The 19,338-nt window shown below is 72.7% G+C and carries 20 protein-coding genes; 13 read left to right on the top strand and 7 right to left on the bottom strand.

What is annotated here, in order from left to right; translation table 11 throughout:
* Positions 1-2: 2 nt before the first annotated feature.
* From RWE79_RS35055 to RWE79_RS35045, 3 genes are all read right to left on the bottom strand, one after another.
* Positions 3-3,077, bottom strand: a complete 3,075-nt coding sequence (locus RWE79_RS35055; protein ID WP_475944121.1) for a CHAT domain-containing protein — start codon at positions 3,075-3,077, stop codon at positions 3-5.
* Between the two features lie 55 nt (positions 3,078-3,132).
* Positions 3,133-3,540 (bottom strand): hypothetical protein, encoded by a 408-nt coding sequence (locus RWE79_RS35050; protein ID WP_475944119.1) that lies wholly within the window; start codon positions 3,538-3,540, stop codon positions 3,133-3,135.
* Positions 3,541-3,666: 126 nt separating this feature from the next.
* Positions 3,667-5,052 (bottom strand): peptidase C39 family protein, encoded by a 1,386-nt coding sequence (locus tag RWE79_RS35045; protein ID WP_475944117.1) that lies wholly within the window; start codon positions 5,050-5,052, stop codon positions 3,667-3,669.
* A gap of 298 nt (positions 5,053-5,350) precedes the next feature.
* Here RWE79_RS35045 and RWE79_RS35040 point away from each other — a divergent pair, with 298 nt between their 5' ends.
* Complete coding sequence (locus tag RWE79_RS35040; protein ID WP_475944115.1) at positions 5,351-6,568, top strand: sialidase family protein; 1,218 nt, start codon at positions 5,351-5,353, stop codon at positions 6,566-6,568.
* 92 nt (positions 6,569-6,660) lie between these two features.
* Complete coding sequence (locus RWE79_RS35035) at positions 6,661-6,942, top strand: chaplin (RefSeq protein ID WP_475944113.1); 282 nt, start codon at positions 6,661-6,663, stop codon at positions 6,940-6,942.
* A 136-nt stretch (positions 6,943-7,078) separates the two neighbouring features.
* On the opposite strand, the gene RWE79_RS35030 is transcribed toward RWE79_RS35035, so the two are convergent.
* From RWE79_RS35030 to RWE79_RS35020, 3 genes are read right to left on the bottom strand one after another with little or no spacing between them, the layout of a single operon-like run.
* The gene (locus RWE79_RS35030) at positions 7,079-8,176 is read right to left on the bottom strand and encodes a threonine aldolase family protein (RefSeq protein WP_475944111.1); all 1,098 of its coding nucleotides are present in this window, start codon (positions 8,174-8,176) and stop codon (positions 7,079-7,081) included.
* A complete protein-coding gene (locus RWE79_RS35025; RefSeq protein ID WP_475944109.1) occupies positions 8,155-8,928 on the bottom strand; it encodes an SDR family NAD(P)-dependent oxidoreductase in 774 nt (257 codons plus the stop codon). The genes RWE79_RS35030 and RWE79_RS35025 overlap by 22 nt, the downstream gene beginning before the upstream one ends.
* Before the next feature lie 17 nt (positions 8,929-8,945).
* Positions 8,946-10,310 (bottom strand): DUF6421 family protein, encoded by a 1,365-nt coding sequence (locus RWE79_RS35020; RefSeq protein ID WP_475944107.1) that lies wholly within the window; start codon positions 10,308-10,310, stop codon positions 8,946-8,948.
* 184 nt (positions 10,311-10,494) lie between these two features.
* Between RWE79_RS35020 and RWE79_RS35015 the strand changes: the two genes are divergently transcribed.
* From RWE79_RS35015 to RWE79_RS35000, 4 genes are all read left to right on the top strand, one after another.
* Positions 10,495-11,181 carry a glycerophosphodiester phosphodiesterase gene (locus RWE79_RS35015; RefSeq protein WP_475944106.1) on the top strand — a complete coding sequence of 229 codons (687 nt, stop codon included), beginning with the start codon at positions 10,495-10,497 and terminating at the stop codon, positions 11,179-11,181.
* A 95-nt stretch (positions 11,182-11,276) separates the two neighbouring features.
* The gene (locus RWE79_RS35010) at positions 11,277-12,143 is read left to right on the top strand and encodes an ABC transporter substrate-binding protein (protein ID WP_475944104.1); all 867 of its coding nucleotides are present in this window, start codon (positions 11,277-11,279) and stop codon (positions 12,141-12,143) included.
* Positions 12,140-13,000 (top strand): amino acid ABC transporter permease, encoded by an 861-nt coding sequence (locus RWE79_RS35005; protein WP_475944103.1) that lies wholly within the window; start codon positions 12,140-12,142, stop codon positions 12,998-13,000. Before RWE79_RS35010 ends, RWE79_RS35005 begins: the two co-directional genes overlap by 4 nt.
* Complete coding sequence (locus RWE79_RS35000) at positions 12,997-13,749, top strand: amino acid ABC transporter ATP-binding protein (protein WP_475944102.1); 753 nt, start codon at positions 12,997-12,999, stop codon at positions 13,747-13,749. Before RWE79_RS35005 ends, RWE79_RS35000 begins: the two co-directional genes overlap by 4 nt.
* A gap of 50 nt (positions 13,750-13,799) precedes the next feature.
* On the opposite strand, the gene RWE79_RS34995 is transcribed toward RWE79_RS35000, so the two are convergent.
* Positions 13,800-14,351, bottom strand: coding sequence for a GNAT family N-acetyltransferase (locus RWE79_RS34995; RefSeq protein ID WP_475944101.1), 552 nt, complete (start codon positions 14,349-14,351; stop codon positions 13,800-13,802).
* 28 nt (positions 14,352-14,379) lie between these two features.
* Here RWE79_RS34995 and RWE79_RS34990 point away from each other — a divergent pair, with 28 nt between their 5' ends.
* The 7 genes from RWE79_RS34990 to RWE79_RS34960 all read left to right on the top strand — a co-directional run bounded on the left by RWE79_RS34990 (position 14,380) and on the right by RWE79_RS34960 (position 19,323).
* Positions 14,380-14,766: a VOC family protein gene (locus RWE79_RS34990; RefSeq protein WP_475944100.1), complete on the top strand. Its 387-nt coding sequence runs from the start codon at positions 14,380-14,382 to the stop codon at positions 14,764-14,766.
* Positions 14,767-14,913: 147 nt separating this feature from the next.
* Entirely contained in the window at positions 14,914-15,504 is a 591-nt protein-coding gene (locus RWE79_RS34985; RefSeq protein WP_475944099.1) for a DUF5134 domain-containing protein, read from the top strand.
* A gap of 75 nt (positions 15,505-15,579) precedes the next feature.
* Positions 15,580-16,524 carry a M56 family metallopeptidase gene (locus tag RWE79_RS34980; protein ID WP_475944098.1) on the top strand — a complete coding sequence of 315 codons (945 nt, stop codon included), beginning with the start codon at positions 15,580-15,582 and terminating at the stop codon, positions 16,522-16,524.
* A gap of 339 nt (positions 16,525-16,863) precedes the next feature.
* A complete protein-coding gene (locus RWE79_RS34975) occupies positions 16,864-17,073 on the top strand; it encodes a hypothetical protein (protein WP_475944097.1) in 210 nt (69 codons plus the stop codon).
* A 143-nt stretch (positions 17,074-17,216) separates the two neighbouring features.
* Positions 17,217-17,894: a phosphatase PAP2 family protein gene (locus RWE79_RS34970; RefSeq protein ID WP_475944096.1), complete on the top strand. Its 678-nt coding sequence runs from the start codon at positions 17,217-17,219 to the stop codon at positions 17,892-17,894.
* Between the two features lie 5 nt (positions 17,895-17,899).
* Complete coding sequence (locus RWE79_RS34965) at positions 17,900-18,676, top strand: HAD family hydrolase (protein ID WP_475944095.1); 777 nt, start codon at positions 17,900-17,902, stop codon at positions 18,674-18,676.
* A 38-nt stretch (positions 18,677-18,714) separates the two neighbouring features.
* Positions 18,715-19,323: a TetR/AcrR family transcriptional regulator gene (locus RWE79_RS34960; protein ID WP_475944094.1), complete on the top strand. Its 609-nt coding sequence runs from the start codon at positions 18,715-18,717 to the stop codon at positions 19,321-19,323.
* The last annotated feature ends 15 nt before the right edge of the window (positions 19,324-19,338 follow it).

The raw sequence follows: 19,338 nt of genomic DNA, 5'->3' as shown, positions 1-19,338 counted from the left end.
TCCTAAGGTGCCTGTGGGACTGGTTCGGCCGTGCTCACCGCCGGGAAGAGGACCGGGTCGGCGTCGGTGGCCAGGTAGAGCATGGGGACGGCCGCCGCTCCCGGCTGGCCGGTCAGTACGTAACGGTGCAGGGCGTCCGCGAAGGCCAGGTCCACCGGAGCGCCCTCCAGGACCAGCGCGGTGAAGTCCTCGACCAGGGGCTGCACGGTGTGGCTGTAGACCTCGGACCGCATGGCGACCACGCAGGGGACGCCCAGCCGGACCAGCAGGCGCCCGAGCGTGCCGGAGCGACAGCCGACGGCCACCACCAGACGGGGAGGAACACGGGCGACGTCCCGGGCGATCCGGTCGGTCCGCAGCCGGCAGGAGTGGGAGAACTGCACCACGTCCGGCGCGCAGTGCGCCCAGAGCTGGAGCAGGTCCACGGGATTGTGCAGCGCCCGCCGCAGATCCTCGGGTTCCTCGACGGCCACCGGCTTCGGCGCGACCAGCCGGACATGGCTGCGCCGGGTGCGGCGCTGGATCAGGTCGTAGGCGTCATCGACGCTCTCCAGCAGGTCGGCGCCGCCTGGACCGGTGCGGTCGGTCCCGCGGACGACGAGCATGGTCGGTCTGCGGCCCGGAACCGGGCGAGGACCGTGCTCGGGGCGCAGATCCGGCTCGATCAGGCGGACGATCGTCACCGGAGGCTGGTTGAACCACCCCAGGGGGGCGCTCGCGGCGTGCAGGAGCTCCCAGGGCAGGTTGTCGGCCTCGCTGTCGGCGTCCAGCTCGATCCGCACAGGAAGGTCGGGTGACGTGCCCCGTGCCGTGTCCACGGCCAGGTCGAGGCCTGCCTGCCACACCAGCTCCCCCACGCGGCCCGCGTCGGATACGGTCCGCGAGAGGTCGTCCACGGTACGGGGGTCCATCACCTGCGGGGCCCTGAACTCGGCGTGCGGCAGCAGGACGCGGCTGCCACCCGGCAGGCCGAGCTCGTGGCCTGCGGCCGTGGAGGTGATGCGGACCCGGACGACGCCCTTCCCGGACGCCGCCGGCTCCGCCAGGTCGTAGCCGAGCACCCGGGTGCTGTCGGCGGCCACGATCCGGCGGTCCGCCACCGCCAGGCGGTGGGCGTGGCTCATCGCCGCCACCGGGCTCCGAGAGGTCCCCGAAACCAGCACGAGCCCCCGGCCGGGGTGTGAGACGGCGAAGTGGTCCCGGTCGTAGACCACGGCCGGTCCCGATCCCACCGGGAGCGTCGTGACCGGTCTCAGTCCGCGCCCGACGTCGAACTCCCTCACCGTGCCCCTGGCATCGCGAACGAGCGGGCCCCTCGAACCGAACCCCAGCAGCCTGGTGCCGGCCGTCAGACCGAACACGGATCCGGATCCGGAGTCGGCGTCGGCGTCGGCGTCGGCGTCGGCGTCGGCGTCGGGTCGCCGGACCAGGATCCGGCCGCCGTCATCGAGGGCCGCCAGCGTTCCGTCCGGCGCGAAACCGATGTCGACCACGGTTCCGGGTAACGGCAGCACCTGCCGCCCGTCGTCATGGGTCAGGACGACTCTGTCTCCCTCGGCATGGGCCCGGTACGCCCGCCGACCGGCCACGGCGGTGCACAGGGACGTGCTCAGCCGCATCACCGCGTCCGCCGCGCCGGCGCGCGGAGACCACCAGAACGCCCCGAAGTGGCCGGCTATCAGCCAGCCCTCGCCGTAGGGGGTCAGCTGGTACACCCGGCCGCCTGCGGGGCGGAGGGCGATCCGCGCCTGGGGGGTGCCCCGGCCGTCGTAGGTACGCACCTCCCCATGGGCGGTCCCCACGGCTGTCAGTCCGCGGTGCGCGGTCGCGACCGCGGTGACGGCGTTGCCGCCCCGCAGCGCCACCGGTCCGTGGTCGCCCGGCAGTTCGCTCCCCGTGAGCGTCAGATCCCACTGGGCCACCTCGGTGCCGTGCGTCGTGATCAGATACCGGGAGCCGAGCAGGGCTATGTGTCCGACCGGGGCGTCCGGGACGATGTGCTCCACGGACAGCGGCGCGCCCGGGTCACCGACCAGCACCGCGTCCCGGCCGGCGGAGGCGAGACGGCCGTCGGGCGACCACGCCACCGTCCGTACACCCAGGTGCGGCCAGGCTGCCGCCGCATGGTCCCGCCCCACCACCCGGACCTCGCCCGCGGAGGTCGCCACGGCCAACCGCTCCCCGGTGTCGTCCCAGGCGGCAGCCGTGATGCCGGTCATGGGCGCGGCCAGGGCCCGCCAGGCGGCCGTCCCCCGGTCGCCGGATCTTCCGGCGGTCCACTCGGCTGCCGCGCCGCTGAGCCACGCGGCGCACAGAACGGCGTCGCCACGGAAGGCGAGGGAGAGGACCCGCCCGTCGGCGTGCGCCGGGGAGGGCAGTTCGCTCCAGTCACCGGCCGGGGGCCGGTACAGCAGAACACGTCCCAGCTCGTCGCCGCAGGCGATCCAGCCCCGCGCACCGATGGCCGCGGCGGTGATCGCGGCGCGCCGTTCGAGGGCGGGTGGCGGATCGTCCAGGCCCGCGGTGACGAAGGCGGCGTGCTGTCCTCCGGCGAAGACCCGCCCGCCGCGGACGGCCAGCGCCCTCACCGGCCCTCTTTCCTCCAGGTGGGTGACCATTGCCAGGCCCTGTTCCGGGGTCCATTCCTGTACGGACCCGGACATGGTGCCCACCATCGCGGCGCTCCCCGCGCCGACGATCACACCGACGCTCCCGGAGGCGTGCCCGTCGCGGCGGAACCGTCCGTCCCGGGACCGCGAGGACCACCGCAGACGCAGAAAGGTGTCGCCGCACGCGAACAGCCAGGCCGTGGCCCACCGTTCCACGGCCGGCATCCGCCATTCCACGGCGATCTCCAGGACTGCCCGCGCATGGTCCGCGGCCCCGTCGGACCCGTCGGGCCGGTGCCCCTCCAGACGCGTACGGGCGTGATGGAGGGCCAGCAGCAGGTCCCGGTGGGCCGGGCCGGGCGCCTGGACTCCGGCCAGTTCGGCCATGAAAGCGCCCACGTCGAAGCCGGCAGGGTGCCGCAGCCAGGGAGTGGGCAGCCTGTCACCCGACGACGCGTCAACCGTCACTTCCCCGCCCCCGTGATGTCCGGCCCCGTGTCCTCCGGTAAGGAGGGGCGAGCGCTCAACAGTGTTTTCCGGGGATGTCGTCGTCTCCGCCGAGGAAACCGCCGCCGGAAGGCCGCTGCGCGGCGCGTGAGAGTGCGGCGGGCGGGTCGTCCCCCATGAAACCGACCACGGCCGGACGCCCTTCCAGAATCAGACTGACAACGAGGTACGAGAAGAATCCCGCGCACAGCCCGATGCCGTAGGCCGCGAAAAGGTCCGGCTCGGCGAGCTGCGCGTTGACGACGGCGCCACCCCCGACGGCGGCGACGACCGCGGCGAGATCCGCGATGCGGGCACCCCCCTCGGCCCTGCGCAGTGTGCGATAGGTGATCCAGCCGATCACCACTCCGAACAGCCCTGCCCCGACAAGACTCAGAATGCTCATGAACGTGCTGCGCTCCTTACCCCCGAACGTATCGACCACTGTGGTGCATCCGGGACAGTCCAGGAGTGGAATGAGCGAAAATGACACTCCGTTACATTCAGTGACGCACAGGCCGAATGCCCCCGGCCCGGGTGGACGGGGGCACTCGGGCGGGGCGGGCGAAGCTCAGCGGATGCCGAGGTCCAGCAGCGCGCGGCGCTGACGCGCGGAGGGTCGCAGCGGCCAGTACAGGTAGCAGACGCCGCCGCTGCCGCTGCGGACGAGGCCGTCGGCGTTGTAGCGCTTGGTGCGCAGCCACACCGTCTCGAACTGCGAGCGTTTGTAGACCCGCCGGACGGACGCGTCGTCGGGGCCGGCCGGGTCGTTGGCGATGACGTCGCCGTCCGGGGTGAAGCCGACCACGCACATCAGATGGCCCGCGGTGCCGTAACCGGCGCCGTCCAGCTCGGCGGCGAGGAAGGACTGGGACGTTATCACCGGGATTCCGGCACGGATCAGCTTCTCGACGTCGTTGAGACCGCGCAGCCGGGTGACGATCGCGTTGAGGTCGCGGTACGTGGCCGCGTAGGCGGCGTTGAACGGCCAGTTCCCGCAGCCCTCGTACTGGTGGTCGTAGGTGTAACGGGCGGCGTGGTCGACCTGGGGGTCGGCGTAGCCGGGTTCGACCCAGGCCAGCTGGGCGGCCGTGGGGCCCCGGCCCCAGTACTCGACGGCCATCTCGGAGGAGGTGGGGCTGCACCAGGCCTCGCCGCCGTTGTCGTACTGCGGGTACTGCCCCTTGTGGATCTCCTGCGAGTAGCGCGGGACGGGCAGTTCGACGCCGCGGCCCTCGCCGGGGACGGAGGCGGGGACGGTGAAGCGGTCGGGGATGTCGGAGGCCATCGCGCCGATCCGCCGGACGGTGGGGGTCAGCGCGGTGCCGGGCCTGCGGTGGAGGGTCAGCCGCAGCCGGTAGGAGGCCAGCCGCAGACCGCCGGTGGTGTCGTCGATGGAGAGGGTGTCGGTCCAGACGCTGCTTCTGCCGTCGCTCTGGTCGTCCACGGAGGTGCGCCGGATGTCCTCGTCACCGGCCGCCCAGCGGCCCAGGACGTACCAGGGGGTGGCGGTGCCGTCGGTGTAGGTGCCGCCGACCTCGGTCTGGATCCAGGTACCGGCGGGGGTGTCGGCGTTCCAGGAGGCGACCAGTTCGCCGGCCGGGTGCGGCGGGGTGTGCACGGGGGAGGTCCAGACGGCGGTCTCCCAGGTGGCGGTGGTCCCGGTGTGCGGGTCGGTGTACTCGGTGGTGCCGGTGGAGGTACCGATGACGATGCCGGAGCACGGGTCCGTCACCACCCTGGTGCCCTGCGCCTCGCCGCTCTGCCAGTCGGTGGCACGGGTCCAGGAGCGGTAGTCCACGGGTGCCTGGTCGTCCGTGGCGGTGTCGCCGTCCGTGGCGGTGTCTCCGTCCGTGCGCGGCGCCGCGAGGGCGGGCCTCGCGGTGGCGGCGGTGGCGGCGGCCACGGCGATCGCGGCGGCCAGAACGGTGCGGCGCGGCGGTGTGGGTCTTGTCATGGGCGGTTCCCCCTGTCGTGGGCGGTGACGGCACGGCGGAAGTACAGCCATCGCCGCGGTGCCCGCCTTTCGGCCGGAGTTCCGAGGCAGGCCGGATTCATTCATCGGTGGAGACCTGACACCCAGCGAATGGATACCCGGCGCCATTGTCAAGGACACCACTCTGATTTTCGTACTTGTCATCACATCGCCGCAGTACACAGCCAGATTGACGGAGTGTCATCACGTAATTCCGGCGTATCCGATGAGATTGTAAGCCTGCCTGGAACTCGGCCGTCGAGATCACCGAGGAAAGCCGATGAGTCCCCGTATCCCACGTGGTTCCGCCACCCCCGGCCCACACGGCCGGGCCCGGACCCGGGCCAGGACCCGGCGGCGGGCGGTGGTCGCCGCCGTCGCGCTGCTGCTCCTCGGCACCGCCGGGTGGGAAAGCCCGTCCCTGGCCGGGCCCGCCGGGCCTGCCGGGCCCGCCGGATCCGACGTGCCCGACGGGCCCGACGGCGGCTGTGCCTCCTCCGTCCCCTTCCGGTCGGGAACCCGGGGCTATCACACGTTCCGTATTCCGGCCGTGCTGCGGACCGGACAGCGCACGGTGCTGGCATTCGCCGAGGGCCGCCGGAACTCGGCCGCCGACGACGGCGACATCGACACCGTGCTCAGGCGGTCCTTCGACGGCGGCTGCACCTGGGGGCGGCTCCAGGTCGTCGCCGCCGGGGGCGGCGCCACCATTGGCAACCCGACCCCGGTGGCCGATCCGCGCACCGGCCGGATCCTCGTACTGCTGTGCCGGGGTGCGGGCGCCACCCGGCAGGTCTCGGTGACCGCCAGCGACGACGACGGCACCTCCTGGGGCCCGCCCCGGGACATCACCGGCCAGGTCAAACCGGCCGGCTGGCGCTGGTACGCGACCGGACCCGGCCATGCCGTCGCGCTGCGGCACGGCCCGCACGCCGGACGGCTGCTGGCCCCCGCCGACCACACCGCCCTGGTGGACGGCGAGGTGCTGCCCGGCGCCCACGCGCTCTACAGCGACGACGGGGGCACCTCCTGGCACATCGGCTTCACCCAGCGGATCCCCGGCGACTGGGTGAACCTCAACGAGGCCACCCTGGCCGAACTCCCGGACGGCCGGGTCTATGTCAACGCCCGTGACGAGGGCGGCGTCTCGGAGGCCACCCGCGCCGACGCCTACAGCCCGGACGGCGGCCGCACCGTGGAGGGCACCTTCCGTCCGCAGCCGGACCTGCGCGGGCCCGTGGTGCAGGGCAGCGTGCTGCAGACCTCCGGCGCCGGCGGGCGGCTGCTGTACTCCGGTCCGGCCGACCCGCGCAGGCGGGCCCGCATGACGGTCCGTCACAGCCGGGACCAGGGCGGATCCTGGGCCACCGCGTGGACCGTGTCACGGGACCCGGCCGGCTACTCCGATCTGGTGGAGCTCGAAGGGGGCAGGATCGGGCTGCTCTACGAGACGGGCCTGACCTCGCCGTACGAGACGATCACGTTTGCCCGTAGATGAACGTTTCGGCCGAACGGGTGGAGCGGCATGTCCGAACGTCACACCGGTCGTTGTCCAGAACGCCCCAGTCCGCGATCTTCCAAGGAGAACGCATGAACCGCATTGTGAAGGCAGTGGCCCTGACCGCCGCCGCCGGCGCAGCCGTCCTGGGCACCGCCGGTGGTGCCCTCGCTCACGACAACGACCGCGGTTTCGGCCACCATCGCCACCACGGCGGCGCCTCGGCCGAGGCGGTGGCCATCGGCTCCCCCGGCATCCTCAGCGGCAACATCGTGCAGGTGCCGATCAACGTGCCGATCAACGTCTGCGGCAACAGCATCAACGTCATCGGGCTGCTCAACCCGGCGGCCGGCAACACCTGCGTCAACGCGTGATCCCGCGCCCCTGAGCGGGGGCCCACGGCACTGCCCCGAGGGGCGTCCGGATTTCCTCCGGGCGCCCCTCGGGGCTTTCCGCGCCACGTCCTCGGCTCAGGAGGCGGAAGCTCGCCTCAGGAGGCGGAAGCTCGCCTCAGGAGGCGGTCGGGCTCGCGGTCATCTCCTCGGCGAGGGCCGCCGCGAAGGAGTCGACGTCCTCCTCTGTGGTGTCGAAGGAGCACATCCAGCGGACCTCGCCTCTCGCCTCGTCCCAGAAGTAGAAGCGGTAGCGCTTCTGCAGCCGCTCGCCGACATCGCGCGGCAGGATCGCGAAGACGGCGTTGGACTGGACGGGCCGGACCACCGTGACCCCCTCGACGCCGCGCACCGCCGCCTCCAGGCGCCTGGCCATGGCGTTGGCGTGGCCGGCGCTGCGCAGCCACAGGTCGCCGGCGAGCAGCGCCTCGAACTGCGCGGAGACGAAGCGCATCTTGGAGGCGAGCTGCATCGACAGCTTGCGCAGGTGCTTCATGGCGCGCACCCGCTCCGGGCTGAGCACGACCACGCACTCGCCGAACAGCAGCCCGTTCTTGGTGCCGCCGAAGGACAGGATGTCCACGCCCGCGTCGGTGGTGAACTCCGCGAGCGGCACGCCCAGCGTGGCGGCCGCGTTGGCGATCCGTGAGCCGTCGAGGTGGACGGTCAGGCCGCGCTCGTGGGCGTGATCGCAGATCGCCCGGATCTCCTGCGGGGTGTAGCAGGTGCCGAGTTCGGTGGTCTGGGTGATGGAGACGACCTGCGGCTGGGCGCGGTGCTCGTCGTCGAAGCCCCAGGCCTCGCGGTCGATCAGTTCGGGGGTGAGCTTGCCGTCCGGGGTGGGGACGGTGAGCAGTTTGAGGCCGCCGACGCGCTCGGGTGCTCCGCACTCGTCGACGTTGATGTGGGCGGAGGCGGCGCAGATCACGGCGCCCCAGCGTTCGGTGACCGCCTGCAGGGCCACCACGTTGGCCCCGGTGCCGTTGAAGACCGGGAAGGCCTCGGCGCGCGGGCCGAAGTGGCGGCGGAAGACCTCCTGGAGGTGGGCGGTGTAGTCGTCCTCGCCGTAGGCGACCTGGTGGCCGCCGTTGGCGAGGGCGAGCGCGGCCAGCACCTCGGGGTGGACACCCGCGTAGTTGTCGCTGGCGAAGCCGCGTACGTCCGGGTCGTGGTGCCGGACCGCGTCGGTCGCGCTTACGGGTGCGGGGTGAGCCACAGGCGTTTTCCGTTCACTGCTCGGGCCGGGCGGGTCCACACGTCGGCGATGGCGTCGGCCAGGTCGGTCACGTCGGTGAAGCCGGCGAACTTGGCGTTGGGGCGCTGCTCGCGCATCTCGTCGTGCACCAGCGCCTTGATGACCAGGACGGCGGCCGCCGTGGTCAGGTGCTCCTCCCCCTGGGCGCCGCCGAGCTTGCGGAAGGAGTCGCCCAGCGCCAGCGTCCAGGCCTCGGCGGCGGCCTTGGCGGCGGCGTAGGCGGCGTTCCCGGCCGTCGGCTGGGTGGCGCCGGCCGCGCTGATCAGGACGTAGCGGCCGTGCGGGCTGCGCAGCAGCGCGTCGTGGAAGGCCAGCGAGGTGTGCTGGACGGTACGGACCAGGAGCTTCTCCAGGAAGTCCCAGTCCGCGAGGTCGGTCTCGGGGAAGGAGGCCGAGCCGCGCCAGCCGCCGACCAGATGGACCATGCCGTCGACGCGGCCGAGGTCCTTCTCGATCCGGGCGGCCCACGCGCGGGAGGCGTCCAGGTCGAGCAGGTCGACGATGTCGCCGGTGATGGCCGCGCCGCCGGCGTCGTAGCGGGCCTGGTCCACGGCCTCGGCGAGGCGTTCGGGGCTGGCGTCGCCGCCCACGACATGGGCGCCTGCCCGGGCCAGCCGTTGCAGGGTGGCACGTCCCGCGGGGCCGCCTGCGCCGGCCACCGCGATCACGGCGCCCTCCAGGGGGCTCGGGCCTCCGTTGCCGGTTTCGCTCATCTCCTCCACCGCCTCCTTCACGCTGCCGTCTTCTGCCGGTCGCCGGCGGTGATCCCCCTGGTGGAGGCGATCACGTCGCGCAGCTTCTTGGCCAGGGCCTCGTAGAACATGCTGAGCGGAAACTCGTCCGGAAGCACGTCGTCCACGAGTTTGCGCGGCGGCTGGTCCAGGTCCAGGGCGCCGGGGCCCTTGGCCCAGGCGGAGCCGGGGTGCGGGGAGAGGTAGTTCGCGACGAGGTCGTAGGCGGCGAACCAGTGCACCAGCTTGGGGCGGTCGATGCCGTCCCGGTAGAGGGTCTCGATCTCGGCGCACAGCTGGTTGGTCACCTGCGGGGCGCGCTGCCAGTCGATGTGCAGCTTGTTGTCCGTCCAGCGTACGGCGTCGTGCTTGTGCAGGTAAGCGAAGAGCAGCTGGCCGCCGAGGCCGTCGTAGTTGCGGACCCGGTCGCCGGTGACGGGGAACCGGAAGAGCCGGTCGAAGAGGATCGCGTACTGGACGCCCAGGCCCATGGGGTGACCCTCGGCCTCCAGCTGCACGGCCTCCTTGAAGGTGGTCAGGTCGCAGCGCAGCTCCTCCAGGCCGTACATCCAGAACGGCTGCCGCTGCTTGATCATGAAGGGGTCGAAGGGCAGGTCGCCGTGGCTGTGGGTGCGGTCGTGGATCATGTCCCACAGTACGAAGGTCTGCTGGGCGAGCTCCTGGTCCTCCAGCAGCGCGGCGGCGTCACCGGGCAGCGTCAGGCCCAGCGTGCCGACGGCGGCCTGGGTGACCTTGCGGAAGCGGGCGGCCTCGCGGTCGCAGAAGATACCGCCCCAGGTGAAGCGCTCGGGGGCCTCGCGGACGGCGACGGTCTCCGGGAAGAGCACGGCGGAGTTGGTGTCGTAGCCCGGCGTGAAGTCCTGGAAGGTGATCGGTACGAAGAGCGGGTTGTCGTAGCGGGTCCGCTCCAGCTCGGCCAGCCAGTCGGGCCACACCACGCTCAGCGCGACCGCTTCGAGGTTGCGGTCCGGGTTGCCGTTCTGGGTGTACATCGGGAAGACCACCAGGTGCTCCAGGCCGTCCCGGCGGTCGGCCGCGGGCCGGAAGGCCAGCAGCGAGTCCAGGAAGTCGGGCACGCCGAAGCCGCCGTCGGCCCACTTGCGCAGGTCCTTCACCAGGGCCTGGTGGTAGTCGGCGTCGTGCGGGAGCAGCGGCGCCAGGTCCTCGACCGCCCCGGCCACCCGGCCGAGGGTGCGCTCGGCGTCGTCCCGGGAGGGAGCGCCCTCGGCGGTGAAGTCGATCGAGCCGTCCTTGTTCTGCCAGGGGCGGATCGCCTCCACGGCCTGCTTCAGTACCGCCCACGCCGGGTGGCTGACGATCGGCGACGACAGATTTTCCGTCACGGCCCCTCCTGCACAGAAGAAATTATTGCGCGACCACGGTAACCGGGGCGGGTTCTCCCGTACAAGTGGACGATCTCCGCATTCACGTGGCGTTCGACTCCTTGCCGCCCGGCCCTACTAGGCTGGCGGGCGTCCTGGTGATCCATCCGTGGTGATCCATCTGTCGCACGGAGGCGGGAGCGCCTTGAGCTTTCTCACAGTCGGCCATCGCGGTGTCATGGGCGTCGAGCCCGAGAACACGCTGCGCTCCTTCGTCCGCGCCGAGCGCGAGGACCTGGACCAGATCGAGCTGGACCTGCATCTGAGCAAGGACGGCGCGCTGGTCGTCATGCACGACGAGAAGGTCGACCGGACCACCGACGGCAGCGGCGCCATCGCCGACCTGACCCTGGACGAGCTGCGGGAGCTCGACGCGGGGCTCGGCGAGCGGGTACCGGTCTTCGAGGAGGTCCTGGACGCGGTGGCCAAGCCGATCCAGGCGGAGATCAAGGACGTCGCGGCGGCCCGGGTCCTGGCCGACGTCCTGCGCGAGCGCGGCCTGCTGGACCGGGTGGACGTGCTGTCCTTCCACGACGAGGCGCTGCGCGAGATCCGCGCCTGCCTGCCGGGTGTACGGACCGTGCTGGTCGCCCAGGGCCCCATGGGCTCGGAGATCGTGACCCGGGCCCGGGCGGTGGGCGCCGGGCTGGTCAGCCTGAGCCTGCGCCGGATCAGCCGGGCCCTGGTGGAGGAGTGCCACCGCGCCGGCATCCGCGTCATCGCCTGGACCGTCAACACCCCCGCCGACCTCGCCCTGGTGCACGCACTGGGGCTGGACGGCGCGGTCACGGACCTGCCGGACATCAAGCGGGCGGTGGAGTCCGGGAACTGACCGGGAACGCAACATGCCGGACACATATGTCCGGCATGTGGAATCACACGTCTACGACCTGGACATTCTCCCTCGCGCGGTGCCAATCTCGCGCCATGCGCCCTGCCTTCGCCGCCGCCGCTGCGGCCTCCGTCCTCGTCATCACGGCCGCCGCGTGTGCTCCGCAGGACGACACACCCGCGGCCGGCGGCTCGTCCTCCGCCTCCGCGTCGTGCTCCGCGTCGTCGCTGGCCACCCAGGCCGACGGCAAACTGACGATAGGCACCGACAACCCGGCGTACGCCCCGTGGTTCTCCGGCGACGACCCGTCCAACGGCAAGGGCTTCGAGTCGGCGGTCGCGTACGCGGTGGCCGAGCAGTTGGGCTTCGCCAAGGACGAAGTCGTCTGGCAGAAGGTCACGTTCAACAGCGCGGTCGCCCCCGGCGCCAAGAAGTACGACTTCGACATCAACCAGGTCTCGATCACCACCGAGCGCAAGAAGGCCGTGGACTTCTCGTCCGGCTACTACGACGTGCGCCAGGCGGTCATCGCCCTCAAGGGCTCCAAGGCCGCCAAGGCGACCGGCCTCGCGGACCTGAGGAAGCTCAAGCTCGGCGCGCAGATCGGTACGACGAGCCTGAAGTACATCAACGACGTCATCAAGCCGACCCAGGACGCGGCGGTCTACCAGAAGAACGACTTCGCCAAGTCCGCGCTCAAGAACGGCCAGGTCGACGCCATCGTCACCGACCTGCCCACCGCCTTCTACATCACCTCCGCCGAGGTGACCGACGCGAAGGTGGTCGGCCAGTTCGAGAACACCGGTGACGGACAGGAGCAGTTCGGCCTCGTCCTGGACAAGGGCAGCAAGCTCACCTCCTGTGTCACCAAGGCCGTCGACGCGCTGCGCGAGGACGGCACCCTGGCCTCGATCGAGAAGAAGTGGCTGTCCGACGCGGTCAACGCCCCGGTGCTCAAGTGACCTTGGACGACACGTACCGGCCGTCGGCGCGGCGGATCGAACGGGAGCGCCGCAAACGCTCCCGCACCCTCTACTCGGTGACGGTCGCGGCGGTGAGCACCGTGCTCACCGCCGGCGTGCTCTGGTTCGCGGTCACCGGCTCCCCCGGCTGGCCCCGGGCCCGCGAGACCTTCTTCGACGGCCACTACGCGCGTGAGGCGTTCCCCAAGGTCATCGAGGGGCTCTGGCTCAACCTCAGGCTGATGGTGATCTGCGGTGTCATCGTGCTGTTCGTGGGGATGCTGCTGGCCGTCGTCCGCACGCTGCGCGGACCGGCGTTCTTCCCGCTGCGGGTGCTGGCGACCGCGTACGTCGACTTCTTCCGCGGACTGCCGCTCATCATCTGCCTGCTCGCGGTGATCTTCGGCGTCCCCGCGCTGCGGCTGCAGGGGGTGACCACCGATCCGGTGGTGCTCGGCGGGGCCGCGCTGGTGCTCACGTACTCGGCCTACGTCGCCGAGGTGTTCCGGGCCGGCATCGAGTCCGTCCACCCCAGCCAGCGTGCCGCCGCCCGCTCCCTGGGACTGAGCAGCGCGCAGACGATGCGCCATGTGGTCCTTCCGCAGGCCGTGCGGCGTGTCGTGCCGGCGCTGCTCAACGACCTGGTGTCGCTGCAGAAGGACACCGGGCTCGTGTCCATCGGCGGGGCCGTCGACGCGGTCTACGCGGCGCAGATCATGTCCAGCGAGAGCTTCAACTACACGCCCTACGTGGTCGCCGGCCTCGTCTTCGTCGCGCTGACGATCCCGATGACCCGGTTCACCGACTGGGTCACCGCCAGGATGAACCGCCGCCAGTCGCAGGGAGGCACCGTATGACCGACACACCCGTGCTGCGGCTGGAGTCCGTACGCAAGACCTTCGGCACGACAGTGGTGCTGCGGGACGTGGACCTGGCGGTGCCCGCGCACACCGTGACGGCGCTAATCGGCGCCTCCGGTTCGGGCAAGTCGACCCTGCTGCGCTGCGCGAACCTGCTGGAGGAGATCGACGACGGGGCGATCTACCTCGACGGCGACGAGATAACCGACCCCCGGGTGAACCCGGACGAGGTGCGACGGCGGATCGGCGTGGTCTTCCAGGCCTACAACCTCTTCCCGCACATGACGGTCCTGGACAACATCACGCTCGCGCCGCGCCGGGTGCACCGCACCGCCCGCAAGGAGGCCGAGGACCGGGCCCGCGCCCTGCTGGCCCGCCTGGGGCTGGACGGCAAGGCGGGCGAGTACCCGGACCGGCTCAGCGGCGGCCAGCAGCAGCGGGTGGCGATCGTAAGGGCGCTGGCCGGGCAGCCGCAGCTGCTGCTGCTCGACGAGATCACCGCGGCGCTCGACCCCGAACTGGTCGGCGAGGTGCTCAACGTGGTGCGGGACCTCAAGGACCAGGGCATGACGATGGTCATCGCCACCCACGAGATGGGCTTCGCCCGCGAGGTGGCCGACCAGGTGTGCTTCCTCGACGGCGGTGTGGTGCTGGAGCGCGGCACCGCCAAACAGCTGTTCGGCGCGCCGCAGCAGGAACGTACCCAGCAGTTCCTGCGGCGGATCGTCGAGGCCGGACGGCTGTAGGCCGGACGGCTGTAGGCCGGTGAACGTCCGCGGCCGGCGCCCTCGGCGCCCTACGCGGGGCCGAGCTTCTTGACCAGCAGCTCGAACTGCAGGTCGGTGCGGGTGGGCAGGCCGAACCGCTCGTCGCCGTACGGGAAGGGCGACATCTCACCGGTACGGGCGTAGCCGCGCCGTACGTACCAGGCGATGAGCTCCTCGCGGGCGGAGATCACCGTCATGTGCATCTCGTCCGCGCCCCACTCGTCGCGGGCCAGGCGCTCCGCCTCGACCAGCACGACCCTGCCCAGGCCGCCGCCCTGCAGGCCGGGGCGGACGGCGAACATGCCGAAGTAGGCGTGGCCGTCGCGGTTCTCCAGCTGGCAGCAGGCGACGATCCCGTCCGCCGACTCGGCCACCAGCATCCGGCCGGCCTCGGACGCCACGACGGCCGCCACGCCGTCGGGGTCGGTGCGCTGCCCCTCCAGCAGATCCGCCTCGGTGGTCCATCCGGTGCGGCTGGCGTCCCCCCGGTAGGCCGACTCGACGAGCTCGACGAGGGCGGGAACGTCGGCCGGGACGGCGGTACGGATGGTGGGCGGCGCGGAGCGGTTCTCGGTGTCCATCGCCGCATGGTCGCCTACCGTCGATCCCATGGTCAACGTACTGAGCAGCCGGATCCTGCTGCGGCCGACCGATCTGGCCCGGTCGCGGGCCTTCTACCGGGACGACCTGGGGCTGGCGGTCTACCGGGAGTTCGGCGAGTGGGAACGGCGCGGGACGGTCTTCTTCCTGGGCGGCGGTTTCCTGGAGGTCTCCGGGCAGGCCGACGAACCGCCCGGCCCCGGGTTGTGCCTGTGGCTCCAGGTCGAGGACGTGGCGGCCTGCCACGGGCGGCTCGCGCGGCGCGGGGTGCCGGTCGTGCGGGAGCCGCGGCGGGAACCGTGGGGGCTGGTCGAGATGTGGATCGCCGATCCCGACGGCGTGCGGATCGTGATCGTGGAGGTTCCCGGGGACCATCCGCTGCGCTACCGGGCCTGAGAGCCTGTGGCCGCCCCCGGCCGGGCGCCCCGCGCATCGCGCCGGGGGCCGACGCGCCCCGGATACGTCTGTGCGCTCGGGTGTGCGCCGCCGGGCAGGGGCATCCTCCGGAGGGCGGCCGAGGGTGCCGAGGCGGGGAGGCCGGTCATGCACGGACCAGTGCTGGTGGGGTGGCTGCTGGTGGCCCTCGGAGGCGCCACGGGGCTGCTGTGCCTGCTGCGCACGCTGCCGGGCGGCGCGGGGGCCGCGGACCGGCACGCCGTGCGCGACGACGGCCTGATGGGGCTGGGCATGGCGGTGATGGCGGTGCCGGTCTCCGTGCTGGACCCGCATCCGTGGGAGCCGGCGCTGTTCGCCGTCGCCTTCGGGGCGGCCGCGGTGCGGGCGCTGCTGCTCGCCCGGCGCGAAGGCGCCGCCGCGCACCACGCGCACCACGCGGTGGGGGCCGGGACCATGGCGTACATGGCGGTGGCGATGGCCCGGGACGGGGCGCCCGGGGCGTCGCACGCCGGGCACCTGCCGGGCGGGGCGCCGCTGCTCACGGGGGTGCTGCTGGCGTACTACACGGCGTATGTGCTGGCCTCGGGGGTGCGGCTGGTGTCGGTGCCCGTGGCGGCGGGGACGGCGGGGGCCGGCGCGCGGCCGGGGATGCCGGCGGCTCCGTGGTCGGCGGAGCTGACGGCTGCCTGCCGGGTGTCGATGGCGATCGGGATGCTGGCGATGCTGCTCACCGTGTGACATCTGTGAGGCGTGCGTCACTTTTGAGCAGAACGCCGTACCGATGGGTAGCGGCACCCTCATAGTCTGTCCGCTATGACGGTCCCCTTCGTGCTGCTCCTGCTCGGCGCGATGGCCGCGGCGACGGCGCCGCGACTGCTGACGCGGGCCCAGTGGCCCGAGCGCGAGCCCGTGCTGGCCCTGTGGGTCTGGCAGTGCGTGGTCGCCGCCGTCCTGCTGTGCTGCGTCCTCGCGATGGCCCTCAGCGCGTCCGCCGCCTGGAGCGCGGTGCGCGGGCACCTCTTCGCGTACGCGCCGCACGGCGTCGTGGACGCCTACGGCCTGCCCGGCTACGGGCCCTGGGCGGGAGTGCTGGCCGTGCTGCTGGCCTGCGGCGGCGCCTGGACGGCGGCGATGCTGACCCGCGAGATACGGGCGGCGCGCGCCCGTCAGCGGCAGCGCCGGGCCGAACTGCTGGTCCGCGTCCCCCGGCTGCCCGGCGAGGGTCTCGGGCTCGCGGCCGACGAGCGCCTGGTGGTACTGGAGAACGACCGTCCCGACGCCTGGTGGCTGGCCGGGGCCCGGCCGCAGCTGGTCATCACCACGGCCGCGCTGCGCAGGCTCAGGGGCCGCCAGCTCGACGCCCTGCTCGCGCACGAGCAGGGTCACGCCCGGGCCAGGCACGACGTACTGCTGCACTGCGCGGGGGCGCTCGCCAGCGGCTTCCCGCAGGTCCCGGTCTTCGCGGGCTTCCGCAACCAGGTGCACCGGCTCATCGAACTGTCGGCCGACGACATCGCCTCACGCCGTTTCGGCCGGCTCACGACCGCTCTCGCCCTGGTCGAGCTCAACGAGGACCGCGGGGTGTTCGGCCCCTGCCCGGCGCCCCTGGCCCAGGTGCCGGTCCGGGTCAACCGGCTGCTGGATCCCGCGCCCCGGCTCAGCCGCGCGCACCGCGCCCAGGTCACCGCGCTCGCCCTGCTGGTGCCTGCCGTCCCGCTGCTGGTGGCCTTCGGCCCGGGGCTGACGGCGCTGGCGTAACGGGGCGCCGGTGGGAACCACGTCACATCCGCACCTCGCCGCGGTCACCACGCCCGGCCCCCGCACCTCTGCGGACGCCGCATGGCAGTTCCGGCGGTAACCGCGGGCCTCACGCCCAGGGCGCCTCACCGTGGCCGCGGCCGGCACTCGGACAAAGTGGCCGTCCGTTCGGCCTGACCGGCTCGCCGACCCGGCGCCGGACTGGAAGCCTGTCAGGGGGCCCGAACGGGCACACGACCACCGCGAAGGAGTGATACCGGCGAGCGCCGGCGGCCTTTGGCGACGAACGCCGTGCAGCGCCCTGCCGCAGGATCCCAGCGGAAGCCGCGAGGCCGATCCATGACCGGCGGCGGCCACGAGGGCGCACCGGGCCGCGACCGGCCTGATGTCCGGTACCGGTCCGTCGCCGTCCGGTTGGTGACCAGCGTCGAGGCGGCCGTCGAAGGCGTCGCCACGCAGCTCACCCGCGTCTTCCTCAAGCGCGCGCAGGAACCGGTGCGGCCGCGATCGCCGCGGTCGGGCGAGCCCGCCGACGGCCGACGGCTGTGACGAGTCGTCCCCGGCCGTGCCCGGCGTCATTCGTATCTCATTGTCCGAGCAGCCGTCAGCCCCGCTGCGAGTCGGCGGCGCCTCTGGCGGCGCCCCGGCGGCGCCGGGCGCCCGTGGGCCGCGTGATCGGCGAGGATCGGCCCATGGACGCCGCCGACGCCGCCCCGCCCGCCGGAGCCCCCGGCCCCCGCACCGCCTGGCTGCGCGCCTGCGCCCTGTTCGGCGTGCTCTTCGTACTGCTGCTGGTCCCGGTGGCGGGCCGCTGGGGGCCGCTGCTGTCACTGGACGGCCGGATCGCGCGGGCCCTGCACCCGGTGGCGGTCGGTCATCCGGCGCTGACCCGCGCCAACCGCGTACTGACGGACCGGGTCTGGGATCCGGTGATCCTGAGGGCCCTGCTGGCCGCCGCTGTCCTGTGGCTGCTGTGGCGGCGCGCCTGGCGCCCGGCGCTGTGGCTGGCTGTGTGCGGACTGGTGGGCAACGCGGTCCAGCAGGGGATGAAGGCCGTGGTGGGCCGGCCCCGGCCGGTGTGGCCGGACCCGGTGGACAGCGCGCGCTACGCGGCCTTCCCCTCGGGGCACGCCATGACGGCGGCGATCGTCTGCGGATGCCTGCTGTGGCTGCTGCTGAACCGCACGTCGGCGGGCCCGCGGTGGCGGGCGGCGGGGTGGACGGCGGCGGCGGTGTCCGTAGTCGGGGTGGGCTTCACCCGGCTGTACCTGGGGGTGCACTGGGCGAGTGACGTGGTGGGGGGCTGGCTGCTGGCGGGGGTCGTGGTCTCGGGCGCGGCTGCGCTGTGCGCACCCTGGCGGGCAGGATGACGGACATGACCATCGAACTCACGCTCAGAGGATGCCTGTTCGACTTCTCCGGGACGCTGCTGCGCATCGAGCCCGCGCACAACTGGCTGCGGGCCGCGCTGGAGAAGTCCGGAATCGGGCTTCCGGAGGCCGAGCTGACCGCGTACGCCGACCGGTTGAGCCGGGCCGGCGGTCAGCCGGGGGGCGCCGGTCCCGATCGGGTACCGGCCGGGCTGGAGCGGCGGTGGCGGGACCGCGACCTGAGCGCGGAACACCACCGGGCGGCGTTCACCGGGCTGGCCCGGCAGGCGGAGCCGCCCTGGGAGGAGCCCCGTGAGGAGCTGTACGACGCGCTGTACGACCGCCATATGGACCCGGCCGCCTGGACGCCGTACCCGGACACCGCGGAGGTGCTGGGCGAGCTGCGCGGGCGCGGCGTCCCGGTGGCGGTGGTGAGCAACATCGGCTGGGACCTGCGGCCGGTGTTCCGCGAACACGGACTGGACGGCCTGGTGGACGCCTTCGTCCTGAGCTTCGAGCACGGTGTCCAGAAGCCGGATCCCCGACTGTTCCGCATCGCCTGCGACGCGCTGGGCCTGCCGCCCGGGTCGGTGGCGATGGTCGGTGACGACGCGCACGCCGACGCGGGCGCCGCGGCGATCGGCTGCACCGTACGTCTCGTGGAGCATCTGCCGGTGGACCAGCGGCCGGACGGCCTGCGACCGGTCCTGGAGGCCTTCGCACCGGCCTGCGCGGATGCGGGTACCCGGCAGTCCCCCGCGCCGCCGGGTACCCGCCGCTGAGTATACTGGCTGCCAGCCAGTCATTGCAGGAGTCAAGCATGTCCCCGCGGCGCCCCTCGGTCAACCAGGAGATGCGGCGGCGTTCCCGGGACCGGCTGCTGCGGGCGACGGTCGAGCTGGTCGAGGAGCGCGGTTACGAGGCGACGACGCTCGCCGGGATCGCGGACCGGGCGGGCGCGGCGCGCGGACTGATCTCGTACTACTTCCCCGGCAAGCGGCAGCTGCTGCAGTCGGCGACACACCGGCTGATGCATGTGGAGCTGGCCGCCGCCCTGGCCCGCCCGCCGGATCCGCGGGACGGCCGGGAGCTGCTCGCCAGGGCCGTCGACTGCGTGCTGGGCCTGCCGGTGCGGCACCCGGTGCTGATGCGCGCCCACATGGCCGGGATCCTGCAGGCGGAGGGTTTCGTGGAATGCCCCGAACAGCGGCAGCTGGCCGCGCTGCTTCGGGACTGCGTCGCGGCCTGGGGCTCGCAGGACCCCGAGCAGGACTACCGGATGCTGCGGGCGCTGCTCATGGGGGCGGTGTTCGCGCAGCTCATACCGGGGGCCCCGATGCCTCCGGCGCTGCTTCGGGCGGAGCTGTTCCAGCGCTACGGACTGGCCGACCGGGAGGACGGCGCACCGCCGCCGCGCACCCTCCCGTAGCGCCGCACACCTCCC

This window comes from Streptomyces sp. RLA131, from assembly GCF_056270125.1.
This window is presented reverse-complemented; position numbering and strand designations above follow the sequence as displayed.